This window comes from Streptomyces viridiviolaceus (genome assembly GCF_014650995.1).
GTDB lineage: Bacteria > Actinomycetota > Actinomycetes > Streptomycetales > Streptomycetaceae > Streptomyces > Streptomyces viridiviolaceus.
The window spans coordinates 122,891-143,302 of the sequence record NZ_BMWA01000016.1 but is presented as its reverse complement, the minus strand read 5'-3'; the positions used below and the strand labels follow the sequence as shown (position 1 = coordinate 143,302).

20 protein-coding genes are annotated in these 20,412 nt (G+C 70.2%); 10 read left to right on the top strand and 10 right to left on the bottom strand.

The window, feature by feature from the left end:
• Positions 1-6: 6 nt before the first annotated feature.
• Genes IE260_RS24160 through dmpG form a run of 5 tightly spaced genes read left to right on the top strand, consistent with a single transcriptional unit; the run spans position 7 to position 4,603 of the window.
• On the top strand, positions 7-948 hold the full coding sequence (locus IE260_RS24160) for a VOC family protein (RefSeq protein WP_189875268.1): 942 nt from the start codon (positions 7-9) through the stop codon (positions 946-948).
• Positions 948-1,805 carry an alpha/beta fold hydrolase gene (locus IE260_RS24155; protein WP_189875266.1) on the top strand — a complete coding sequence of 286 codons (858 nt, stop codon included), beginning with the start codon at positions 948-950 and terminating at the stop codon, positions 1,803-1,805. The genes IE260_RS24160 and IE260_RS24155 overlap by 1 nt, the downstream gene beginning before the upstream one ends.
• Positions 1,798-2,607 carry a 2-keto-4-pentenoate hydratase gene (locus IE260_RS24150; RefSeq protein ID WP_189875264.1) on the top strand — a complete coding sequence of 270 codons (810 nt, stop codon included), beginning with the start codon at positions 1,798-1,800 and terminating at the stop codon, positions 2,605-2,607. The genes IE260_RS24155 and IE260_RS24150 overlap by 8 nt, the downstream gene beginning before the upstream one ends.
• Positions 2,604-3,587: an acetaldehyde dehydrogenase (acetylating) gene (locus tag IE260_RS24145; RefSeq protein ID WP_189875262.1), complete on the top strand. Its 984-nt coding sequence runs from the start codon at positions 2,604-2,606 to the stop codon at positions 3,585-3,587. Before IE260_RS24150 ends, IE260_RS24145 begins: the two co-directional genes overlap by 4 nt.
• Positions 3,584-4,603, top strand: coding sequence for a 4-hydroxy-2-oxovalerate aldolase (gene dmpG / locus IE260_RS24140; protein ID WP_189875260.1), 1,020 nt, complete (start codon positions 3,584-3,586; stop codon positions 4,601-4,603). The genes IE260_RS24145 and dmpG overlap by 4 nt, the downstream gene beginning before the upstream one ends.
• Before the next feature lie 247 nt (positions 4,604-4,850).
• On the opposite strand, the gene IE260_RS24135 is transcribed toward dmpG, so the two are convergent.
• Complete coding sequence (locus tag IE260_RS24135; protein WP_189875258.1) at positions 4,851-5,669, bottom strand: SAM-dependent methyltransferase; 819 nt, start codon at positions 5,667-5,669, stop codon at positions 4,851-4,853.
• A gap of 261 nt (positions 5,670-5,930) precedes the next feature.
• Between IE260_RS24135 and IE260_RS24130 the strand changes: the two genes are divergently transcribed.
• The gene (locus IE260_RS24130) at positions 5,931-6,095 is read left to right on the top strand and encodes a hypothetical protein (protein WP_189875256.1); all 165 of its coding nucleotides are present in this window, start codon (positions 5,931-5,933) and stop codon (positions 6,093-6,095) included.
• Positions 6,096-6,322: 227 nt separating this feature from the next.
• Positions 6,323-7,723: a hypothetical protein gene (locus tag IE260_RS24125; protein ID WP_189875255.1), complete on the top strand. Its 1,401-nt coding sequence runs from the start codon at positions 6,323-6,325 to the stop codon at positions 7,721-7,723.
• A gap of 163 nt (positions 7,724-7,886) precedes the next feature.
• Here IE260_RS24125 and IE260_RS24120 read toward each other — a convergent pair whose 3' ends face one another.
• From IE260_RS24120 to IE260_RS24110, 3 genes are all read right to left on the bottom strand, one after another.
• Positions 7,887-9,833, bottom strand: a complete 1,947-nt coding sequence (locus IE260_RS24120; RefSeq protein WP_189875252.1) for an alkyl/aryl-sulfatase — start codon at positions 9,831-9,833, stop codon at positions 7,887-7,889.
• Between the two features lie 143 nt (positions 9,834-9,976).
• Positions 9,977-11,314, bottom strand: a complete 1,338-nt coding sequence (locus IE260_RS24115) for an MFS transporter (RefSeq protein ID WP_189875250.1) — start codon at positions 11,312-11,314, stop codon at positions 9,977-9,979.
• Positions 11,315-11,569: 255 nt separating this feature from the next.
• Entirely contained in the window at positions 11,570-11,731 is a 162-nt protein-coding gene (locus IE260_RS24110; RefSeq protein WP_189875407.1) for a hypothetical protein, read from the bottom strand.
• Positions 11,732-12,223: 492 nt separating this feature from the next.
• Between IE260_RS24110 and IE260_RS24105 the strand changes: the two genes are divergently transcribed.
• Positions 12,224-13,408: a serine hydrolase domain-containing protein gene (locus IE260_RS24105; protein WP_189875248.1), complete on the top strand. Its 1,185-nt coding sequence runs from the start codon at positions 12,224-12,226 to the stop codon at positions 13,406-13,408.
• A gap of 512 nt (positions 13,409-13,920) precedes the next feature.
• On the opposite strand, the gene IE260_RS24100 is transcribed toward IE260_RS24105, so the two are convergent.
• A complete protein-coding gene (locus tag IE260_RS24100) occupies positions 13,921-14,328 on the bottom strand; it encodes a DUF5958 family protein (RefSeq protein ID WP_189875246.1) in 408 nt (135 codons plus the stop codon).
• A gap of 433 nt (positions 14,329-14,761) precedes the next feature.
• Between IE260_RS24100 and IE260_RS24095 the strand changes: the two genes are divergently transcribed.
• Complete coding sequence (locus IE260_RS24095) at positions 14,762-15,328, top strand: tellurite resistance TerB family protein (protein WP_189875395.1); 567 nt, start codon at positions 14,762-14,764, stop codon at positions 15,326-15,328.
• A gap of 657 nt (positions 15,329-15,985) precedes the next feature.
• On the opposite strand, the gene IE260_RS24090 is transcribed toward IE260_RS24095, so the two are convergent.
• The 5 genes from IE260_RS24090 to IE260_RS24070 form a co-directional block, all read right to left on the bottom strand.
• Positions 15,986-16,189: a cold-shock protein gene (locus IE260_RS24090; RefSeq protein ID WP_189875244.1), complete on the bottom strand. Its 204-nt coding sequence runs from the start codon at positions 16,187-16,189 to the stop codon at positions 15,986-15,988.
• A gap of 276 nt (positions 16,190-16,465) precedes the next feature.
• The gene (locus IE260_RS24085) at positions 16,466-16,906 is read right to left on the bottom strand and encodes a hypothetical protein (protein ID WP_189875242.1); all 441 of its coding nucleotides are present in this window, start codon (positions 16,904-16,906) and stop codon (positions 16,466-16,468) included.
• A 47-nt stretch (positions 16,907-16,953) separates the two neighbouring features.
• Entirely contained in the window at positions 16,954-17,337 is a 384-nt protein-coding gene (locus IE260_RS24080) for a class F sortase (protein WP_373303398.1), read from the bottom strand.
• 244 nt (positions 17,338-17,581) lie between these two features.
• Positions 17,582-18,418: a DUF4397 domain-containing protein gene (locus IE260_RS24075; protein WP_189875237.1), complete on the bottom strand. Its 837-nt coding sequence runs from the start codon at positions 18,416-18,418 to the stop codon at positions 17,582-17,584.
• 90 nt (positions 18,419-18,508) lie between these two features.
• Complete coding sequence (locus tag IE260_RS24070) at positions 18,509-19,114, bottom strand: sigma-70 family RNA polymerase sigma factor (RefSeq protein WP_189875235.1); 606 nt, start codon at positions 19,112-19,114, stop codon at positions 18,509-18,511.
• Positions 19,115-19,278: 164 nt separating this feature from the next.
• Here IE260_RS24070 and IE260_RS24065 point away from each other — a divergent pair, with 164 nt between their 5' ends.
• Positions 19,279-20,286 (top strand): MerR family transcriptional regulator, encoded by a 1,008-nt coding sequence (locus IE260_RS24065; protein ID WP_189875233.1) that lies wholly within the window; start codon positions 19,279-19,281, stop codon positions 20,284-20,286.
• Positions 20,287-20,412: the final 126 nt, after the last annotated feature.

The window sequence follows — 20,412 nt, the reverse complement described above, 5'->3', positions numbered from 1 at the left end:
ATTTCCATGAGCGGAGTCAAGGAACTCGCGTACGTCGTCTACGAGGTCGGCGATCTCGCCGACTGGGAGCGCTTCGGGGTCGAGCTGCTCGGCATGCAGCTCGGCGAGCGCGGCGAGGACGGCTTCACCCTGCGCCTGGACGAGAAGGCGCACCGCTGGATCGTCACCCGGGGACCGGCCGACGACCTGGTCGCCAGCGGGTACGAGGTCGAGAGCGACGACGAACTCGACGCCCTGGTCGAGCGATTGCGGGCCGCCGGCCTGCAGGTCGAGGAGAGCGACCCGGCCCTCGCCGCGGACCGCCGGGTCGAGCGGCTCTTCGCCACCACCGACCCCATGGGCAACCGCGTCGAACTGGTCACCGGCCTGGCCGACGCCGCCACCCCGTTCGCCTCCGCGTCGCTGCTCGGCGAGTTCGTCACCGGGGCCGGCGGCGCGGGACACCAGGTGCTGCTGGCCCACGGGGTGAGCCGTGAGGAGTACCTCGGCTTCTACCGCGACCTGCTCGGCTTCCGGATCAGTGACATCATCGTCGAGGAGCTGGCCCCCGGTGTCGTCGCGGACCTGATCTTCCTGCACTGCAACGGTCGCCACCACAGTGTCGCGTTCGGCGACATGCCCTCCCCCAAGCGCACCCACCACTTCATGGTCGAGGTCACCGACATCCGGGACGTCGGCCTGGCCTACGACCGCTGCATGGACGCCAAGCAGCCGTTCGAGATGACGCTGGGGATGCACCCCAACGACCAGATGTTCAGCTTCTACGTCTTCACCCCCTCCGGCTTCTCCGTCGAGTACGGCTGGGGCGGACTCGTCATCGACGACGCCACCTGGCAGGTGCGCACCCTCGACCGGCTGCACAGCTGGGGCCACCGCCCGCCGGGCGCGGTGGCCGACCTGCTGGCCGCCGCACCGTCCCCGCTGCACACCGAAGGAGGAGAGCGCTGATGGCACTCGACAAGGAGAAGTCCGCACGTACCGTCAGGACGCGCGACTGGTCGCTGCGCTACTACGAGGCCGGTTCCGGCCATCCGCTGGTGCTGCTGCACGGCAGCGGCCCGGGGGCGACCGGCTGGAGCAACTTCAGCGGCAACATAGAGGCGCTCGCCGAACACTTCCATGTGTACGCCGTCGACATGCCCGGCTGGGGCGAGTCCGACCCGGCCACGGTCGACCGGCTCGACCACGTCGACGCCGCGATCCAGTTCCTGGACGCGCTGGGCATCTCCCGGGCCGCGTTCGTGGGGAACTCGATGGGCGGCCAGACCTCCCTGCGGCTGGCCACCGAGCACCCCGGACGGATCAGCCACCTGGTGACCATGGGACCGCCGGTGGGCCGCATGCCGAGCCTGTTCGGGGCCGGCGACGGGCCGTCCGAGGGGCTGAAGGTCCTCATCGAGGCCTACCAGGACCCGAGCGCGGAAAACATGCGTCGACTGGTCGAGATCATGTGCTACGACAAGGCGCGCTTCGCGACGCCTGAGCTGTGCGAGGCCCGTTCGCAGGCGGCGCTCGCCCGCCCCGAGCACCTGGCCAACTACGTGGCGGGGCTGCCGCACGGGGCGCCGCTGCCGCGCTGGGTCGACCCGTCCCGGCTGCGCGACATCGCGGTGCCGACGCTGCTGATCCACGGCCGCGACGACCGGGTGGTCTCGTTCGAGAGCTCTCTGTTCCTGCTGGCGAACATCCCCGACTCCCGGCTGGTCCTGCTCAACCGCTGCGGACACTGGGCGATGATCGAGCACGCCGAGGAGTTCAACCGGCTGGTCATCGACTTCGTCCGGGGGAACAGCAGCGATGACTGACACCAGGCAGACGCCACAGGGCGTCCCGGAGGCGGCCGCCCGGCTCCTGGAGGCCGCCGCCACCCGTGTTCCGTGCGCGCCGGTGCGGGATCTGATCGGCACCTCCGACATCGGTGCCGCGTACGCCGTGCAGCAACGGGTCACGGCGGCACGCCTGGCGCGCGGCGCACGCGTCGTGGGCCACAAGATCGGGCTGACCTCGCCCGCGGTGCAGCAGCAACTCGGCGTGGACCAGCCGGACTTCGGCGTCCTGCTGGACGACATGGGCCACACGGACGGCGACACCGTGCCGTACGCGTCCGTGCTCCAGCCCCGGATCGAGGCCGAGATCGCGTTCGTACTGGGCGCGGACCTGGCAGAGGGTCCGCTGGACCCGGCCCGGGTGCGGGCCGCGGTCGATCACGCCGTGGCCGCTCTGGAGATCTGTGGCAGCCGGGTCGCGGGCTGGGACATCACGCTTTCCGACACGGTCGCCGACAACGCCTCCGCGGGCGCCTTCGTGCTCGGCCGGGAGCGCCGTGGCCTCGACGAGTTCGAACCGCGGACGGCCGTCATGGAGATGTCCGTCGACGGCCGGACCGTGTCGAAGGGCACCGGCGCGGACTGCCTGGGCGACCCGCTCGCCGCACTGCTCTGGCTGGCCCGCACGGCACGTGACCTGGGGGATCCGCTGCGGGCCGGCCATGTGGTGCTCTCCGGCGCGCTCGGCCCGATGAGCCCGCTCGCACCGGGCGCGCAGGTCACCGCGGTGATCGGCGGCCTCGGTACGGTCAGCACCGCGATCGGGGAAGGAACGGTATGACGACGCGTACGGACGGTGCGCCACGCACCAAGGTCGCGATCATCGGCTCGGGCAACATCGGCACCGACCTCATGATCAAAGTGTTGCGCACGTCCCGGAACCTGGAGATGGGCGCGCTGGTCGGCATCGACCCGGCGTCCGACGGACTGGCGCGCGCCAAGCGCCTGAACGTGGCCACCACGCACGAGGGGGTGGACGGGCTGATCGGTCTCCCCTTCTTCGACGAGATCGGCATCGTCTTCGACGCCACCTCGGCGGGAGCCCACCGGGCCAACGCGGCAAAGCTGACACCGCTGGGCAAGCGCCTGATCGACCTGACCCCGGCGGCGATCGGCCCCTATGTCGTCCCGGCGGTCAACATGGAGCAGCACCTGGACGCTCCGAACGTCAACATGGTCACCTGCGGCGGGCAGGCCACCATCCCGGTGGTCGCCGCGATCTCCCGGACGGTCCCGGTGCGCTACGCGGAGATCGTCGCCTCGATCGCCTCGAGGTCGGCCGGCCCCGGCACCCGCGCCAACATCGACGAGTTCACCGAGACGACGTCCCGCGCGCTGGTCGAGGTGGGCGGCGCGGACCGCGGCAAGGCGATCATCGTCCTGAACCCGGCCGAGCCGCCGCTGATCATGCGGGACACGGTGCTGTGCCTGGTGGAGGCGCCCGACACGGCGCAGCACGCCGCCATCGAGGAGAGCGTCACCGCGATGGTGGCCGAGGTCGCGGCCTACGTCCCCGGCTACCGGCTCAAGCAGCGGGTGCAGATCACCCCCGTCCCCGGGGACCAGCCGGTCGCGACCCTGCTCGCCGAGGGAGCCACCGGCCGGCCGACCCATCAGGTGTCCGTGTTCCTGGAGGTCGAGGGCGCGGCCCACTACCTCCCGGCCTATGCGGGCAATCTCGACATCATGACCTCGGCCGCCCTCGGGGTGGCCGAGCGGATCGCGGCCCGTGCGGCCGGTGCCTGCGAGGTGACGGCATGAGGAGCGGCATCTTCGTCCAGGACGTGACCTTGCGGGACGGCATGCACGCCGTCCGGCACCGGATCACCCCCGCGGACGTGCGACGGATCGTACGAGCCCTGGACGCCGCCGGCGTCGACGCCGTCGAGGTCGCCCACGGCGACGGCCTGGCGGGCGGCTCGCTCAACTACGGGCCCGGCTCCCACACCGACTGGGCGTGGATCGAGGCGGCGGCCTCGGAGCTGGAGCGGGCGCGGCTGACCACCTTGCTGCTGCCCGGCGTCGGCACCATCCAGGACCTGAAGACCGCCTACGCTCTGGGGGTGCGCTCGGTCCGGGTGGCCACCCACTGCACCGAGGCGGACATCTCCGCGCAGCACATCGCCGCGGCCCGTGACCTGGGCATGGACGTGTCCGGCTTCCTGATGCTCTCCCACCGCGCCGAACCGGCCCAACTGGCCGAACAAGCCCGCCTGATGGAGTCCTACGGCGCGCACTGCGTGTACGTCACCGACTCCGGCGGCCGGCTCACCATGAAGGACGTGGCCGACCGGGTCCGGGCCTATCGGGACGTCCTTGACGACGCCACGGAGATCGGCATCCACGCCCACGAGAACCTCTCCCTGTCGGTGGCCAACAGCATCGTCGCCGTGGAGAACGGGGTGCGCCGCGTCGACGCCTCCCTGGCCGGCCACGGCGCGGGCGCGGGCAACTGCCCTCTGGAAGCGTTCATCGCGGTGGCGAACCTCTCGGGCATCGAGCACGGCTGCGACCTGTTCCGGCTGCAGGACGCCGCCGACGACCTGGTCCGTCCGCTCCAGGACCGCCCGGTCCGCGTGGACCGCGAAACCCTCACCCTGGGCTACGCAGGCGTCTATTCCTCCTTCCTGCGGCACGCGGAGATCGCCTCCGACCGCTACGGCGTCGACGTCCGCGCCATTCTGCTGGAGTGCGGCCGACGGGGCTTGGTCGGCGGCCAGGAGGACATGATCGTCGACGTGGCCCTCACCCTTGCCGGCAGCCGCGCTGCGAGCTGACAGGCAGGAGATGACGAGTTTGGGCCACGGGTGGGCTCCGCCGAGCGCAGGCGGAGCCCACCCGTGGCTTGTCCGGAACACCGAGCTGATTCATGCGCACGACCGTTCGCAACGCAACACCGGGACGACGCGAGGGTGCCGCCACCGACCGCCTGCACCGCAGCCGCCGACACGGAAGCCTGAGCGGGCTCGGCCGCCTGCGCAGGTGCTGCCAGTACCACGCACGGATCCCCCGGCCAGGCCATACCTAGGCCTTGCGGGCCAGCCCGGCGGCGATGAGACGCTCCCAGACGGTGAGTTCCCGCCGTTCGCTGCTGCTCCACCGGCTGTCGGCCACGTCGGGACGCCACAGGGACGCGGGCACGATCCCCGGCTCGAGGATGTCCAGACCGTGCAGCAGGGCCTCGATCTCCTCGTCGGTGCGCCAGCGGCCGCGGCCGAAAGTCTCCTGGAGGACTCTCTCGGCCTCCGCCGTCTCCGGGTTGTTGCCGGAACGGAAGTGGCTGACGAAGAAGTAGCTCCCGGAGGGAACGTGGTCGCGCCAGTAGCGGACGATTCCGGCGGGGTCTTCGTCGTCGTTGACGTGGTGGAGGATGGCGCTGAACATGACGGCGACGGGGTGATCGAAGTCGATCAGTTCCCGGGTCTCCGGGTGGGTACGGATGCCTTCGGGGTCACGTACGTCCACCGGGACGACCCGGGTCCGGTCGTTCTCCTCAAGAAGCGCGCGGCCGTGGACCAGCACTTGGGGGTCGATGTCGACGTAGACGACACGTGAGTCCGGAGCGTGCCGTTGCGCGACCTGATGGACGTTGTCGGCGGTCGGGAGGCCACTCCCCAGATCGATGAACTGCCGTATGCCCGTGGTCGTCGCGATCACCTCGACCGCACGGGTCAGCGCTGCGCGGTTGGCGAAGGCGATCGCCACCGAACCAGGAAGGTCGCGTTTGAACACGTCGCCGATCTGCCGGTCCACGGCGTAGTTGTCCTTGCCGCCGAGCAGATAGTCGTAGACGCGCGCGATACTGGGCTTGGTGGAGTCGATGGAGGAGCCTTCGTCCGTCATGGCACCCATCTTCCCCGCAACCGCCGCCTGCTGCCATCACTTTGGCAACCGCCGACCTCGTCGAATCACCCGTCCACCGCCGCCAGTGCCAGAGCCGGACGGCAGCGACGCGGCGCGCGATCCCGTGACAGCCGCGAAGCATGGCACCGAGCTCACCCGACGGCCGACTCGGCTGCAGCGGCCCAGCACTTGGGCGGCGGTGACGTACGCCCGGGTGTCCTGAGTGGTGCCGCGCTCGATGGCGAACTCCGTGAGACCGCCGTGTCGGTCTTCAACGGCGTAGCTGCTGCGCTGCGGAGGTTCCGTGTCGCCTATCCGGTGATCATGGTCGTCGGCGGCGCGGTCCTCGTCATCGTCTGCCGGGCGAGGGGCATCGATCCGACAGGGGCGCTCGTCATGCTCGCCGGCTCCGCGCTGACCCGCTGAACCCGTTGGCCGGCCCGCGCCCAGCTGCCGCTGTCGGTGATGGCCCGGAGGAGGCGCAGGCACAGTATGAACAGAACTGAGTGATCCATGGCGCGCCTATCGGTGCATTCCTAGCATCGCATCGCTCGGCGCGATGAGGCGCCACTGAGTTCGGGAGCGTCGCTGTGAACAGTCGAGGCCGGAACACGTCTTCCCCTCCACGCACCCGGTCCCGCACAGCACGTGGCGTGACACTGGCCGCCGCTGTCGCGGGCATCGTCGCCGGGTCGTTGAGCGGTATCGGCCCGGCCCAAGCCGCCGGTCCGCATCCCACAACGACCGTGTGCCCCTCGAACGTGGGGGACAAGGCCACGTGCTACACCGGGCAGGACACAAACGGAGCCTTCTACGCGATCGCCGTGCCCAAGCAGTGGAACGGCTCGCTGATCGTCCACGCTCACGGCGGCCCCGACTTGGGTGAAGGATCAGATCCGGAGCGGAGCATCGGCGACCTGGACCGCTGGTCGGTGATGGTGGACGAGGGATACGCCTGGGCGGGCTCGTCGTATCGACGTGGTGGTTACGGAACCCGGATGGCGGCTGCCGACACGGAGAATCTGCGGCGGCTTTTCGTGAACGAATTCGGCGAACCTGACCGCACCTACGTACACGGCCAGTCCTGGGGCGGGAACGTGGCCGCCAAGGTCGTGGAGACGTACGGCAAGAAGCACGGCTCCTACGACGGCGCTCTGCTCACCAACGGTGTTCTGGCCGGTGGCTCCCGCGGCTACGACCACCGCGTCGACCTTCGGGTGGTCTATCAGTACTACTGCCGGAATCTTCCCCGCCCCAGCGAACCTCAGTACCCGCTGTGGCAGGGACTGCGCCCCACGTCGACCCTGACAACCGCAGGTCTGCGAGCCCGCCTGCAGGAGTGCACGGGATACGCCTCGGCACCGCAGGAGCGCACCCCACTGCAGCAACGCAACCTTGACGACATCCTCGCAGTCACGCGCATCCCGGAACGGACGCTGGAATCGCACCTGCGCTTCTCCGTGTTCACCTTCCGCGACATCGTCCACCGTCGGCTCGGCGACCGGAATCCCTTCAGCAACGACGGCGTGTCATACTCCGGTGCACACGACGACAAGGCACTGAACGCAGGTGTCGAACGCTTCTCCGCCGATCCCGCCGCCCAGCGCGATCTGTCCTTTGACAGCGACCTCACCGGGCGGGTATCGATCCCTGTGCTGACCATGCACGCCATCGACGACCCCACCGCATTCGTCGAACATGAGGCTGGATACCGGGCGAGTCTTGAGGGCGCGCATCGCGAGAAGAATCTCGTGCAGACCTTCACCACGGAGAGCGAGCACAGTGAGCTGAGCAAGGCTGAGTACGCCAACTCCATGGCTGCGCTGGCTGCCTGGGTACGCACGGGGAAGAAGCCCACGCCGCAGTCCATCGCATCATCGTGCGCCGGCTTCGATCGCACCTACGGCACCGGATGCTTCTACGACGCCGACTTCCGCCCCCTTCCGTACGCCTCCCGTGTCCAGCCCCGGCCAGGAGCGTTGTCGTGGCCGGCCATGACACACGCCCAGGAAACGTCCTGGAGCCGGATCGACGGTGTGGGGATCGCCCCGTAGGACGGCGCAACGCACGCACCGACGCTTCTCCCGGATCCGGATCGCCGGGCTGCCCTTGGGGAACGCGGTCGGCGCCGTCTCCGCCGGAACCGCGCTCGGCCCCCGGCACCGTCCTCCCTCGAGCGCTCTCGAGGAGCCTCGGCTTCCACGGCAGGGTCGAGGCTCAGGGAGTGACGATGGGGAAGTTGGCGTCCGGGGTGTCCAGCGCTGACATCAGCCGGGTCAGCTGCGAGGCGTCACCTGCCATGGTGATGCCGTCGGTGCTCCTGCCGGCGAGCAGTGCGAGCAGCTGGGCTCTGGTCATCGTCATGGTCAGCTCCGCGTCGGGGCCGGGGCCTGCGTCGGTGGTCCAGGTGAGCAGGCCGTTGGCGAGGCGGAGGTGCCAGTAGGTGTCGCCGATGTGCCAGTCGATGGCGACGCGCAGCGACCAGGCGCCGGGGCCGTTGACGCGCACGGCCAGGCCGTCGATGAGCTGTCCGACCGTCAGGGCCTGGTACAGGTCGGGTCCCATGGTGGCCTTGGGGGCCGGCTCGGCACCGTTGATGAGCTCTTGGGCGCCGGTGAGGTAGAAATTGCGCCACACCGCGTTCTCGGTGGTCCGTCCGAGGCGGACGTAGAGCCCCGCGAGTTGGTGCTTCGCCCTGGTGTCGGCCGGGTCGTTGAAGACGGCGTGGTTGAGGAGGGTCACGGCGAAGCGCAGGTCGCCCTGGTTGCTGTAGTGCCGGGCGCGTGCCCGCACAGCGGCCTGTCCGCCGAGGGACTCGACCCACCGGCGTGCCTCCTCGGCCGGAGGATGCGCCCACAGATGCGCGGGGTTGGCGTCGAACCAGCCCATGTAGCGCTGGTACACGGCCTTGACGTTGTGGCTGAGGGAGCCGTAGTAGCCACGGTTGGCCCACACCCGCTCCAGCTGCGGCGGGAGTTGGAGGCTTTCCGCGATCTCGGTGCCGTTCAGGCCCTTGTTGATCAGGCGGACGGTCTGGTCATGGAGATAGCCGTAGAGGTCCCGCTGCTGCGTGAGCAGGGCGATGATCCGGTCGTTGCCCCACGTGGGCCAGTGGTGGGACGCGAACGCCACATCGGCCACGCCCGTGCAGAGGCCGATGGACTCCGTCAGGTATCGCGCCCATGCGTGCGCGTCGCGTACCTGGGCGCCGCGCAGAGTCAGGATGTTGTGCATCGTGTGGGTGGCGTTCTCCGCCATGCACACCGCCCGCAGGTCGGGGAAGAGGAAGTTCATCTCCTCCTGGCACTCCGTGCCCGGAGTCAACTGGAAACGGATTCTGACCCCGTCGAGGGTGACCTCCTGTCCGGTGGCCTGGATGTACCGGGTGGGGGGTATCAGGCCGACGGTGCCGGTGGAGACCGCGAGGCCGAGGCCGCAGCCGACGTGGCCGGCGGCGTCGGTGGGCAGTTTGGTGCCGTACATGTAGCCTGCGCGGCGGGACATGGCAGGACCGGCGTAGACGTTCTCGCTGACCGCGTGCTCCATGAAGCCCTGCGGCGCGAGGACGGGTATGCCGTCGGTGCCGTCGGGCAGGACACCCCGGCAGCCGCCGAAGTGGTCGACGTGAGGGTGGGTGTAGATCATTGCCTTGACCGGGCGGTTCCCGCGGTGGTCGCGGTAGAGCCGGAGGGCCGCGGCCGCCGTCTCGGCGGAGGTCAGGGGGTCGATGACGATGATGCCTGTGTCGCCTTCGACGATGGTCATGTTGGACAGGTCGAGTCCACGGATCTGGTAGATCCGGGTCGTGACCTCGTAGAGCCCTTGGCGGGACAGGAGCCTGGCCTGCCGCCAAAGGCTTGGGTCGACGGTCGTGGGCGGGGCCTCGTCCGCGTCGGCGAGGAAGCGGTGGGCGTCGGTGTCCCAGGCGATTCTGCCGGACGGTGTGGTGATCGGTCCGCCGGTGTACGCGGCGATGAAGCCACGGTCGGCGTCGGCGAAGTCGGTCCGGTCGTCGTAGGGGAGGCTCTCGGTGTGCGTCGGCGACGGCGTTCCGGGACGCCCGGGGCCGGAGGACGCCTCGGACGTCTGGGGGTTCAGCGGCACGGTCGTCGTCGCGGCGCCCACCGCGGCGGCTACGAAGCCGCGCCGGTTCATCGGATTCATCCTTGCGTACCCTTCTCGTGGTCGGTCGCGGGGCGGAACTGTGAAGGCCGGGGAAGAGCCACGGCGGTGACGTCGGCCGGTGGTACAGCGCAGGCCGCGGCATCCCCGCCGTCGCGGCCCCGGTTGCGGCACGCCCTCGCCCGTCAGTGCGGGGACGAGGTCTGTCCGTCGTGCAGGCCGATCCGTCGCGCGTCCTGTTCCGGCCGTATGGCGGTGACAGCCGACACGCCTGACAGCAGCATCACCGCGGATGCGATGAGGAACGCGGTCGCGTAACCGGAGGACGCGGTGTCCGCCGCGTCGATGAGATGGCCGGTGACGAAGGGGGCGATCAGGCCCGGGAGAGTGCCGGTCGCGGCGACGACGCCGAAGACGGCACCGCGCTGCGCCGCGGGAACGACCTCGGCGGCGGTCACGTAGTGCAAGGGGATCGCGACGGCGACAGTGCCGAAGGCCACGCCGATCAGCAACAGCCGGATGACGGGGCCGTCGGTGAAGGGGAACGCGGCCATGGCGCAGCCCGCGACGCACACCGCGCTTCCCTGCGCGGCACCGCTGGACCAGCGGCTGGACACTCCACGGGACTTGAGTGCGTCCATGAGCGGAGAGACGGTCAAGAGCAGAACGAGGCTGAGGGCGGAGATGGCGCTGATGGTGGTCGCGACCGCGTTGGGGCTCATGTCGAGCTCGGTCCTGAGGTAGGCGGGCAGCCAGGCGTGGGCCAGGGCGAGCGCCCAGGCGGCTCCGAAGGCGCTGGCGATGCTGCCCAGCACGGTTCCGGTCAGCAGCAGTCGGCGATACGGCTGTTGCTTCGCGAGCCGTGGGCTGTCACCCCGCGCGGGGCGTGTCTCGTCGTAGGGGCCGTCGTGGCCCGTCCGCCACCACACCAGCGCCCAGAGCAGGCTGATGGCGGCGAGGGAGGCGTACGCCGATCGCCATCCGAAATCCGTGATGAGCCAGGTGAGTACGGGCGCGGAGACGAGCGTGCCGATGGCGGCGCCGCTGATCTGCAAGGCCGAGGGCAGTCCGCGCCGCTCGGGCGGGAACCACTTGTACAGCGCGTGCATGGACATCGAGGCCGCCGGCCCTTCCGCGGCGCCCAGCAGGACGCGGCCCGCGATCAGGGTCGGGACCGCCGCCACGACCAGCACGGGCAGCTGGGCGACCGCCCACAGCAGCGCCATGAGGAAGAGCATGCTCCTGCTGGACATACGGGAGGAGAAGAATCCGACGACCAGTCCGGAGAGGCTGAACAACAGGTAGAAGGAGCTGGAGATCAGCCCGTAGGTGCTGTTGCTGATGTGCAGCTCATCCATGATCGGAACGGCGGCGAGGCCGAGGACCGACTTGTCGGCGAAGTTGATGACCATGAACGTGACGATCATGGCCGTCACCAGCCAGGCGCGGCGGCGGTCGTTCGGACGGCCGGCCGCCCGGTCCCCGGAACGGCTGACGGGGGGCGCGGAGGGTTGGGGTGCCATTGGGTGACTCCTGCGGATACGGGTGGAGCAAGGGCGAACGTGGACGTGGTGGGGCCGCGGGAAGTGGGCGGCCTGCGGTGAGTGCTCAGTGGGCGTGTCCTCGGCCGGGTGCGCATGCCGTCGCGGTGCCTCGCCGTGCGGTCACCCTCGGGGCGCCGGGGGCGGGGCATGGGGCGGTCCGGGGCGCGGGGAGCCGGGGACACGGAGGGCAGCGGGCCTGAGACACCGCCTCGGACGGTCTTCCGGGGCCGCTGGTCAGGCGGGCGTCTTGCGGAAGCACGCTTCCGTGAGCGCGGCCGCCGGTCGGTCGCTGTGGTCGTCGAGTGCCGGATACGTCGACCGGATCCGGCCGCAGGCCACCTCCTCGGCATCGGGGTGGTGCTCGGATGTCCGGCGCACGTAACGCCCGAGATTCATCGCCGCCTCCGGAGTTTTCCGAACAGTCTGTTCAATAGCAACCTTGTTGTCGGGCAACGTATGTGCGGCGTCCAGGTCAGGTCAACGGTGCGGACGAGAAGGAATCGAGGTGGGCGTGAAGCCCGGAGACCGCCGCTTCCGGCGAGGGCGCGCCACCCTCCGCCAGGCCATGGTCGAACTGGCACTTCGCGCGCCACCGCGACAAGCACGCACATCAAGGCGGCCTTCCGCGACCGGGCGGAACAACTCGGCGCGGAGCCGAGGATCCCGAGAACCAGAACGACATGGACTGCAGGACCGAGCAGACCCCTTGCCCACCTGCGGGGCCCTTCACGTCCACGGTCGCACCTGGGCCCGGAGCCGCCGACCTCACCACGGGGCGAGCGTCGAGCGCCAACTCCCCTCGCTGAGGCCCACCTCTTCCGGAGTTACTGAACAATGTGTACGGTAACGATTCCCAAGGCGGGCTTTCCCTAGCGAGCGGAGCGACACGTGACCGGCACGGACTCACTGGCCGACCTCGTCTGGGCCCGAGGTTTCACGGACTCGGCCTGGGCGCGACGGCACACGACGGCGGGCCGGGAGATCATGCCGAGCCGCCGCGTCTGGCGGGGTCCGGGGCGGCCCGGTGACCTGCCCGCGGCACCGCCCGGCGCCCTCGACGGCCTGAGCTTCGCCGGCCCGTACGGACGCACACTCACGCTCTCGGAGCTGCTCGCCGAGGCCGAGACGGACGCCCTGCTCGTCCTGCACAAGGGCAGGCTCGTCCACGAGCAGTACCTGCACGGCTACGAGCCCCACGTCCCGCACTTCAACGCCTCCGCCGCCAAGTCCTATCTCGGCCTCCTGGCCGCGACCCTCGCCCACGAAGGACACCTCGACCGCGGCGCCCAGGTGGCCAAATACGTTCCGGAACTCGCCGGCACCGCCTTCGGAGACGCCCAGGTCGACCACCTCCTGCACATGGGCACGCAGATGAGCTACGCGGGACGCCCGTACGACAAGGTCCTGGAGGCGCAGCGCTATTTCGCCGTCATCGCTCCGCGGCTGCGTCCTTACGGCTACTCGGGGCCGGCCACCATCCGCGAACACCTCGCCACCGCGCGGGCGACGGGTGAGCCGGGCACCGAGTTCCGCTACGAGAACGGCAACGTCGAGGCACTCGCCGAGGTCCTGCGACGGGTCACCGGCGTCAGCACCTCGGCACTGATGTCCGAGATGATCTGGTCCCGGATCGGCGCCGAGGAGGACGCGTACTACCTCGTCGACGCGGACGGCGTCGAGGCGGCCTGCGGCGGCTTCAGTGCCACGGCGCGCGACGTGGCGCGTCTGGGCGAACTGATCCGCCGTGGCGGCGCCGTCGGCGATCGCCAGATCGTGCCGGAAGCGGTGACCGCCGTCGTCGACGGTGTTCCGGACGGCTACCCGCGCCGCGTCCGCTTCCCGGCGGCGCCGGTCGGCTCGCCCGCCACCCTCTCGTACCACGATCTGTGGTGGATCCTGAACGACCCCTACGGATCCTTCATGGCCAGCGGTATCCACGGTCAGCGCCTGTTCATCTCACCCGCCCTCGACCTGGTCGTCGTCCACTTCGCCTCCCAGGTCGTCTCCCCCGCGGTCCCCCAGGTTCCCCTCGTGCAGGCGTTCCTCTCGATCGGTATGCGTCTCAACGGGTAGGGCCGGTGTCACGTGTGCGCCTGCGGCCCCGCCGTGAGACGGGCGAAGTCAGCAAATGGGTCTCCGCATGTCGACCAGGTCCTGCGTGACCGCGCCACGACTGGCCGGCTCGCAGCGCTGACGTCGCGTGCACCGCCCCCTGCCGCTGCACGCCGCCGGCGACCGCGGTCTCCGTCATGCCTCGGGCAGGAGAATTGGTGCCCAGCGCCTGCACGCCGAGCTCTATGCCTCCGAGGGCCATCTGATGGACCGCAGGCCCCGGCCTCGGCTGCCTCTTGGCCGCCCGTCGACTGATGTTCCTTCAGTCCGACCTGGACGACGTCGTTGGGAGCGTCGATGTGCCGCCATGACAGTTCGGGAATCGTATGAACCCGAAACTGACTCCCGCAATCTCACGCTGCGTCAGCCACCGACAGCTTGGACGCCCGGACACGACCAAGTCGGTGTGGCTGCACCGGGTGCTCTGTTGCAGCCCGCCGAGGAAAGGCTGTGCAAGTCCCGTCCGATCGGATTCAGGGGGCGGCGGGATCAACGGCGGGCAGTCTGCGCCACCAGTGACCGCATCCGCCGGAGCAGAAGCGCTCGCGGCGCCGTGCATCCGCGATCGCGAGAACCGCGATCAGCAAGCGGAACGCCTTGCGGCGCTCGTCGGCTGGGGCGAGGCCGGCGATCTTCCCCAGTTGTTGGTCGATCCGGCCGCGGGTGATCAGTACCGCAGGGGTGTGCGTCGGGCTCAGTCCGGCACGGCGGATGCTCTCCGGTCCGTCCTCGTCGACAGGGCGAGCCTGGACGCAGTGATGGCGCAGGAAGAGCAGCACCTCGGCCTGTTCCGCCGGGCCGAGACCGTCGAACCACTCGATGCCTTGAGGCATCGGGCGCAGACCCTGGGCGAGTTCGTTGAGTATGACGTCGCGTCCCATTGATCGAGAAACCCCCCATACGAAGAGGCAATCATCCGGCCCATCGATGTCATCCTCACCTTCCTGGATGCCACATGGTCAGCGGTCCCGATGCAGACGGCAACGGGATATCCGGCGTCCTGCCCGCACCGACCTTGACACGTGCCGATCGCCCGCGAACCAGCCGGCCTTCCGCAACCGAACGATGCACCGCGTGGAGGGACCACCGGGTGGCCCGCAGGGCTCAGCGACCGATGACACCTGGAGCCGGGCCACACGGCACGACTCCGCCCAGCCAACCGGCTGTCGACGCCGTAGTCATGAGACACTTTGCCCTGTCTTTGCCTTTCGGGAACCCCATGGCTCCCGGACGCGTTCAAGCTGGTGGCCGCGAGCAGTCGCGGCCGAGGATCAAGACAGATTCGCAGCAGCAACAGAAGCCGAGGTGGCACGAGTGGCGATGTGGGACAAGATCAAGGACCAGGCCAAAACCTTCCAGCAGTCCCAGGGCAATCGGGGAGCGAGCGGTCCTGGACACGGCATGCCGGGACCCGGCCGGTCGGGCTCGTCCTCCGGCGGTTCCAAGGCCCAATTGATCGGGCTGTTCAAGTCCCAGCTCGCATCGGTCAAGACCGAGCTGAAGAGCGGTGCCTACCGGGATGCCAGCATGGCCATGTGCGCGCTGGTCGCCGCGGCCGACGGACAGGTGGAGCCGGCCGAGCGACAGCGCGTCGAGGAGCTGATCGTCACCAACGAGGTCCTGCAGAACTTCCCGGCCGACCAGCTCCGTAAGCTGTTCAACCAGCATGTGGACCGCCTCGTCGGCAACTTCGAGCTGGGCAAGAGTGAGGCCCTGCAGGTGATCGCCAAGGCCGCCAAGAAGCCCGCGGAGGCCCGGGCGGTCATCCAGACCGGCATGGTCATCGCCGGTGCCGACGGGGTCTTCGAGCCGTCCGAGCAGTACGCGATCCGCGAGGCCTGCACCGCACTTGGTGTGTCGCCCTCGGAGTTCGGCGTCTGACCCCGCAGCCTCGGCGCCGGTGCGCCGCGACCTCTCCCGGGGCGGACAGCGACGTGTGCAGCAGCGTCGTCCCGGTCGCTGTCGGCGGCGATGCAGACCGTCGGACAGCTGGGTTACGCGCAGATCCTGCCGCGTGGGCGTTGGCGGTCCCGGACAAGGACGGCCAACGCCACGCAGGAGCAGCGGTCAGAAGCACTGCCCAGGTCGGCCGTTCCGGCAGCCGGGTAGCAGCGAGGCCGTCGCGGGGCGCGGGCAGGGCTGGACGCCGGTGCTCGCGCACCTCGCGGTGAACCGCAGCCAGTCGTCGGCGTATCCGCGGCGGGCCTCGGCGGGGTTGGCCTGCTCGACCGCGGTCCAGCCCTCCACCGACAGCCCGCCGGCCAGTTCGTCGGGGCAGTGACGGAGGCGATCAGCTGGTCGGTCTCTCGCCGGACGGCGGCATCAGCCGGGCCGATCAAGCTGATGCGCGCGCCCTCCGTGTGGCGTCTGCCGATGATCGAGGAGGCGGCCGGCTGGCATCGCCTCCCTGGTGGTTCCGGCCGTCGAACGCGACACGGACTCTCTGCTCTGGGCGGATCAGCGCCCCGGCCCTGATGCTTGATGAGGCCTCAGCCGGGTCCCTGCCCGACATCGTGTGGTCGGAGGCGCCCTGCCCGCTCACGCAGGGGTGACGTTCTCAGCCTGGGGACCCTTGGGACCTTGGGTGATGTCGAAGCGAACCTTCTGGCCCTCGCTGAGTTCCCGGTAGCCACCGCCGGCGATGGCCGAGTAGTGGACGAACACATCCGGCCCGCCTTCGTCCTGCTCGATGAAGCCGAAGCCCTTTTCCGCGTTGAACCACTTCACCGTGCCGGTGGCCATGGTGTCTCTCCTTCGTTGAGCTGCGCACACGGGGCACGGGCGCTGTGTGGCTGCGCAGCCGGAAGAACTGCGCAGCCGGACGGACGGACCCGCAGGCTGCGCAGAACTCGCGGGCTGCGCAGCCACCGGGGAATCGGGCCCGCCGCCCCGCCCGTGCGGATATTCATCCTGCGGCCCACCCACGTGCCGACCGGCCGCGGCGCGCCAGCACCGCACCGCCGGTTCCCCGAACAGCTCATAGAAGCGGCTTCGGCCCGGCGCAGACGCGCCGACCTGTCAGCCGGTCACAGCTCGTCGACGCTCGGACGTAGGGCGTGAGCGACCGTGTCTCGACCACCACACGACGACCATGCCTGCGAGCAGCGTCAGTACGAGATGGCGCCTGCGCCTGCTCGCGTGCGCGGCCTGGAGGAGTCGTACTCTGGCGATCGGCGCCGCGTGATCCTGCCGAACGTCTTCTCCCCTGGAGTGTGAGGAGGTCTCGGCCTGTGGGACGAGCTGATCGTGGATGCGTTCCCAGACGTGCTCCGGTGGCGCGGTGGGCATGTCCGCCGGCTCCGCGTTGCGTGCGGCGCCGACCAGGCGGGTCATGAGCGTCAGTTCCTCCCGGCAGCGAACGCACCTGGCGATGTGCTGCAGAGCGCCGGCGTCGTCGTCACCGATCGCGGCGTTCCCCAGCGCCAGTTCCACCAGGTGCGCGGGATCGACGTGGACCACTGCACCCTCCTGTCGTGCGGTCTCCGTTGAGGTCCGAGCAGGTGGGGTCAGGGCCGCTCCGGTCTCGCCGTGACGACGAGGTTGGCCAGATAGCCTCCCCGCTCGGGGACGAACGGTGGGGCGCAGGTGATCAGTGTGAGGACGGGTTGGCCTGTCCGGCGGAAGGCGGAGGACGACAACTCGTCCTTCGGTACCGTGGCGCGCGAGACGACGCGATAGGCCGACGGCTCCGCCCCTGCCCTGTGGACCTCGACCCGGTCGCCGCGCTCCACCTCGTACAGAGCGGCGAACTCGCCCAGGGCACCGGTGTCACTGTCCACGTGTCCGACCAGCACGGCCGAACCCTGGGTGGTGCCCGGTTCCGGGCCGTAGCGGTACCAGCCGGCCACGGCCGGGTCCTCCGGAACGCTCATCGCGCCTTCTTCTGTCACGCCCACCGGATCGATCCGCGCGTCGAGGCCCACGTCGCGCACCAGAACACGCTCCGGGGGCGCAGCCTGCACGCTCGCGCCCCGCGGCCCACTCCTCTCAGGCGGGTCACCAGCATCCGGGGCTGCGAGTCCGGGGCCGAAGTCGGACGGGTGCGAGACCGGAGTCGACAGCGAACTCGCCAAGCCGAGAACGGCTGCCAGAGCGGCAGCCGTCACGGTCGGTCCGGCCAGCCGTCGTGCGGTGTCACCCACGTCGGCCTGCGATCCGGCGGCCCACCAGGACGCCCGTCACCGTGATCACTCCGGCCGCGGCGGCCCAGGCCAGCCACTGGTCGGATGAGTTCGAAGTGACGGCCGCACCGCTGCCGCCGGCCCGCACGGCGTGGGGAGCCGACTCCATGCCGCTGAAGGTCTGGGTCTTCAGCGCAAGGTTCTTGTCCTCGGCACTGCCCCAGGCATAGACGACGTTGCTGGTGCCTTCCTTCAGCTTCAGGTCGGCCGGTCCGATGGCCACGGTGTCGGAGCCGGCGAGCACGACATCGGCGTTGACCGTGCCGGCGTCGACTTGGGCGGTGTCCTGGTTCGGGTTGGTCAGGCCGGTGAAGACCGGCTGTCCGCTCGCCCGTACGTCCACGGCGGGTGCGGCGGCGACATGACGCACCGTCAGTCGCGCCTTGCCGGCGTCCACCCGTGAGACGTCGTTGGTGAAGGCCGTCAGCTGAGGCGTGCCGTCGGCGGAGAGGTGGGCCGCGATCGTGGCGTTCGCGCCCTCGGGGACCTCGATCTTCTTCTCCAGGGCGGGTGTGCCGTCGGGGCCCTGGCCCGCCTTGAAGATCTGGACGCTGTAGGTCCCGGCGTCGAGGGTTTGCGGGTCGGTCACCGTGCCGGGCTTGAAGTTGCTGAGCAGTTCGTCGCCGTTGGCGTACACGTCGACGGTCATGCCGGGAATGCCGTGGAAGACGGACAGCATGGCCTGTTCCTGCGCGGCGACGGGAGCCGCCAGGGCGGGAGCGGCTGTTCCGAGAGCCAAGGCACAGACACCGGCCGAGGTGGCGACGACGAGGGGGGTCCGGAAGGTCATGGGGATCATCCCTTCGGATGGAGTCTCATGCGCATTTCGTGCGCAGGCGCTGTGACGGATGCGCAGTGGGTGTCCTCTCTGCGCCGGCGCTCACAGGGGTGCGCCGTAGACGCGGTCGTGCTCGATGGCCTGGCGCAGCCGATGCAGGCCGCGGCGGGCGTGGCTCTTGACAGTCCCCAGGGGCATACCGGTGCGTGCCGCGATCTGCGTCTGGGTGAGGTCGTCGTAGAAGGCCATGCACAGGACCTCCCGCTGACGCCGTGGCAGTCGTGACAGCGCGCTGACCAGGAGCACCCGGTCCAGGACCTCGTCCGGCGCAGACAGGTGGCCTCGCGACTCGGCGCCCTGGGCGGCCGCATCGATCAGTGCCAGACGCCTGGTCCTTGCCGTCAGCGCATCGACGATCTTGCGTCGCGTGATGCCGACGAGCCAGGCGCCGAGCGGTCCCCGCTCCGGACGAAACCCCTCCCGGCCCCGCCAGGCGCCGAGGAAGACCTGCTGGGTCACGTCATCGGCTTCGTGGGCGTCACCGAGCGATCGGGTGGCCATGGTGTGCACGAGCGAACCCCAGCGCCGGTAGATCGCCGCGAATGCTGCCGCGTCGGCGGATGCCAGACCACGGGCCAGTTCCTCGTCGTATCGCGTCTCCTCCACGGGTGGGGTGAGGACGGTGGTGGTCAGGGCTTTCGCGCTCATGGCCTGTTTCCTCCTGCCGTGCGTCCTGTGCGGGAACGGAAAGGCCGCCGGCCGAGCCGCACCGGGAGACGTGCGGCCGCGGTGACCCGCGCGCATGCCATCAGTGTTGGACGCGTGAACGACGCAGGCAACATGCGTCGTTAATGCGTCGTACGATGGGAGTCATGGACGCAGGTGCGAAGGACGGCGACGACCGCACTGACGAGGACGTACGGCAAGGCGGCGGGCTGACCACCGGCGAAGTGGCCAGGCGACTGGGCGTGGCGCCCACCACGATCCGGACGTGGGACCGCCGTTACGGCCTCGGTCCGGACGCCCACACCGGCGGCCGGCACCGGCGCTGGACCGCCACGGATGTGGCACGGCTGGAGCGCATGTGCGCGCTGACGGCGACCGGGCTGGCCCCCGCCGAGGCCGCCAGGCTGGCCCGCGCCGACGCGCCGTCGGACCAGGCCCCGCCGCCACCGCGGCCCGCTCCGGCACAGGCATCGGCTGGACGCGCCCGTAGCCGGGCCGGCAGCGGTCTTCGGCTCGGCGACGTACGTCAGGAGTGCAAAGGCATTGCCCGTGCCGCGTTGCGCCTCGATGCGGCCGCCCTGGACGGGCTGATCGCGGCCGCGATCGCGGAGCACGGGCTGGTCACGGCCTGGGCCGAGGTGATCGTGCCGACTCTGCAGGCGGTCGGGCGCAAGTGGGAGAGCTCGGGTGAGAAGTACGTCGAGGTCGAGCACTTCCTGTCGTGGCACGTCTCCGGTGCGCTACGCCTCGCCGCGCCGCCCGTGGCCGCCGCCCGGCCCGGCGCCACCACCGTCCTCGCCTGCGTACCTGGGGAGGGCCACACGCTGCCCCTCGAAGCGCTGGCCGCCGCACTGGCCGAACGCGGAATCGCGGTTCGCATGTTCGGTGGTGCCCTGCCCGTCGAAGCGCTCATCGCGGCGGTGCGAAGGACCGGGCCGGTCGCGGTCGGGCTGTGGGCGCAGTCCCGTACCACCGCCAGCCGGCCACTCGCCCAGCACGTCGCGGCGATGGAGTGGGGGGTGCTCGGCGCCCGCCGCAAGCCGACTGTCCTGACGCTCGGACCGGGCTGGGCCGGTCAGACGGTGGCCGGTCTACCGCGTCCGCCGGGGCTCGCCGAAGCCGTCGCGACCGTGCAGTCGATCGTCGGCCGGTGAGCACCGTCGGACCCGTGTCCACCTGGCACCCGCGCAACTGCGTGCGGCCGGCCCGCCGCTGGGAACGGCGTCGCGTTCCACGACCGTCACCCGGCCCGGCCCGCGCCCAGCAGATGCAGGCCGGAC

What these genes read in the sequence shown, in the direction of transcription:
- IE260_RS24145 (WP_189875262.1), top strand. Translation starts at nt 2,604, where the DNA reads ATGACGACGCGTACGGACGGTGCGCCACGCACCAAGGTCGCGATCATC.
- IE260_RS24160 (WP_189875268.1), top strand. Translation starts at nt 7, where the DNA reads ATGAGCGGAGTCAAGGAACTCGCGTACGTCGTCTACGAGGTCGGCGAT.
- IE260_RS24135 (WP_189875258.1), bottom strand. Translation starts at nt 5,669, where the DNA reads ATGACGGACGAAGGCTCCTCCATCGACTCCACCAAGCCCAGTATCGCG.
- IE260_RS24120 (WP_189875252.1), bottom strand. Translation starts at nt 9,833, where the DNA reads ATGAATCCGATGAACCGGCGCGGCTTCGTAGCCGCCGCGGTGGGCGCC.
- IE260_RS24090 (WP_189875244.1), bottom strand. Translation starts at nt 16,189, where the DNA reads ATGGCCACCGGCACGGTGAAGTGGTTCAACGCGGAAAAGGGCTTCGGC.
- IE260_RS24115 (WP_189875250.1), bottom strand. Translation starts at nt 11,314, where the DNA reads ATGGCACCCCAACCCTCCGCGCCCCCCGTCAGCCGTTCCGGGGACCGG.
- IE260_RS24070 (WP_189875235.1), bottom strand. Translation starts at nt 19,114, where the DNA reads ATGAGCGCGAAAGCCCTGACCACCACCGTCCTCACCCCACCCGTGGAG.
- IE260_RS24100 (WP_189875246.1), bottom strand. Translation starts at nt 14,328, where the DNA reads ATGGGACGCGACGTCATACTCAACGAACTCGCCCAGGGTCTGCGCCCG.
- IE260_RS24150 (WP_189875264.1), top strand. Translation starts at nt 1,798, where the DNA reads ATGACTGACACCAGGCAGACGCCACAGGGCGTCCCGGAGGCGGCCGCC.
- IE260_RS24155 (WP_189875266.1), top strand. Translation starts at nt 948, where the DNA reads ATGGCACTCGACAAGGAGAAGTCCGCACGTACCGTCAGGACGCGCGAC.
- dmpG (WP_189875260.1), top strand. Translation starts at nt 3,584, where the DNA reads ATGAGGAGCGGCATCTTCGTCCAGGACGTGACCTTGCGGGACGGCATG.
- IE260_RS24065 (WP_189875233.1), top strand. Translation starts at nt 19,279, where the DNA reads ATGGACGCAGGTGCGAAGGACGGCGACGACCGCACTGACGAGGACGTA.
- IE260_RS24075 (WP_189875237.1), bottom strand. Translation starts at nt 18,418, where the DNA reads ATGACCTTCCGGACCCCCCTCGTCGTCGCCACCTCGGCCGGTGTCTGT.
- IE260_RS24110 (WP_189875407.1), bottom strand. Translation starts at nt 11,731, where the DNA reads ATGAATCTCGGGCGTTACGTGCGCCGGACATCCGAGCACCACCCCGAT.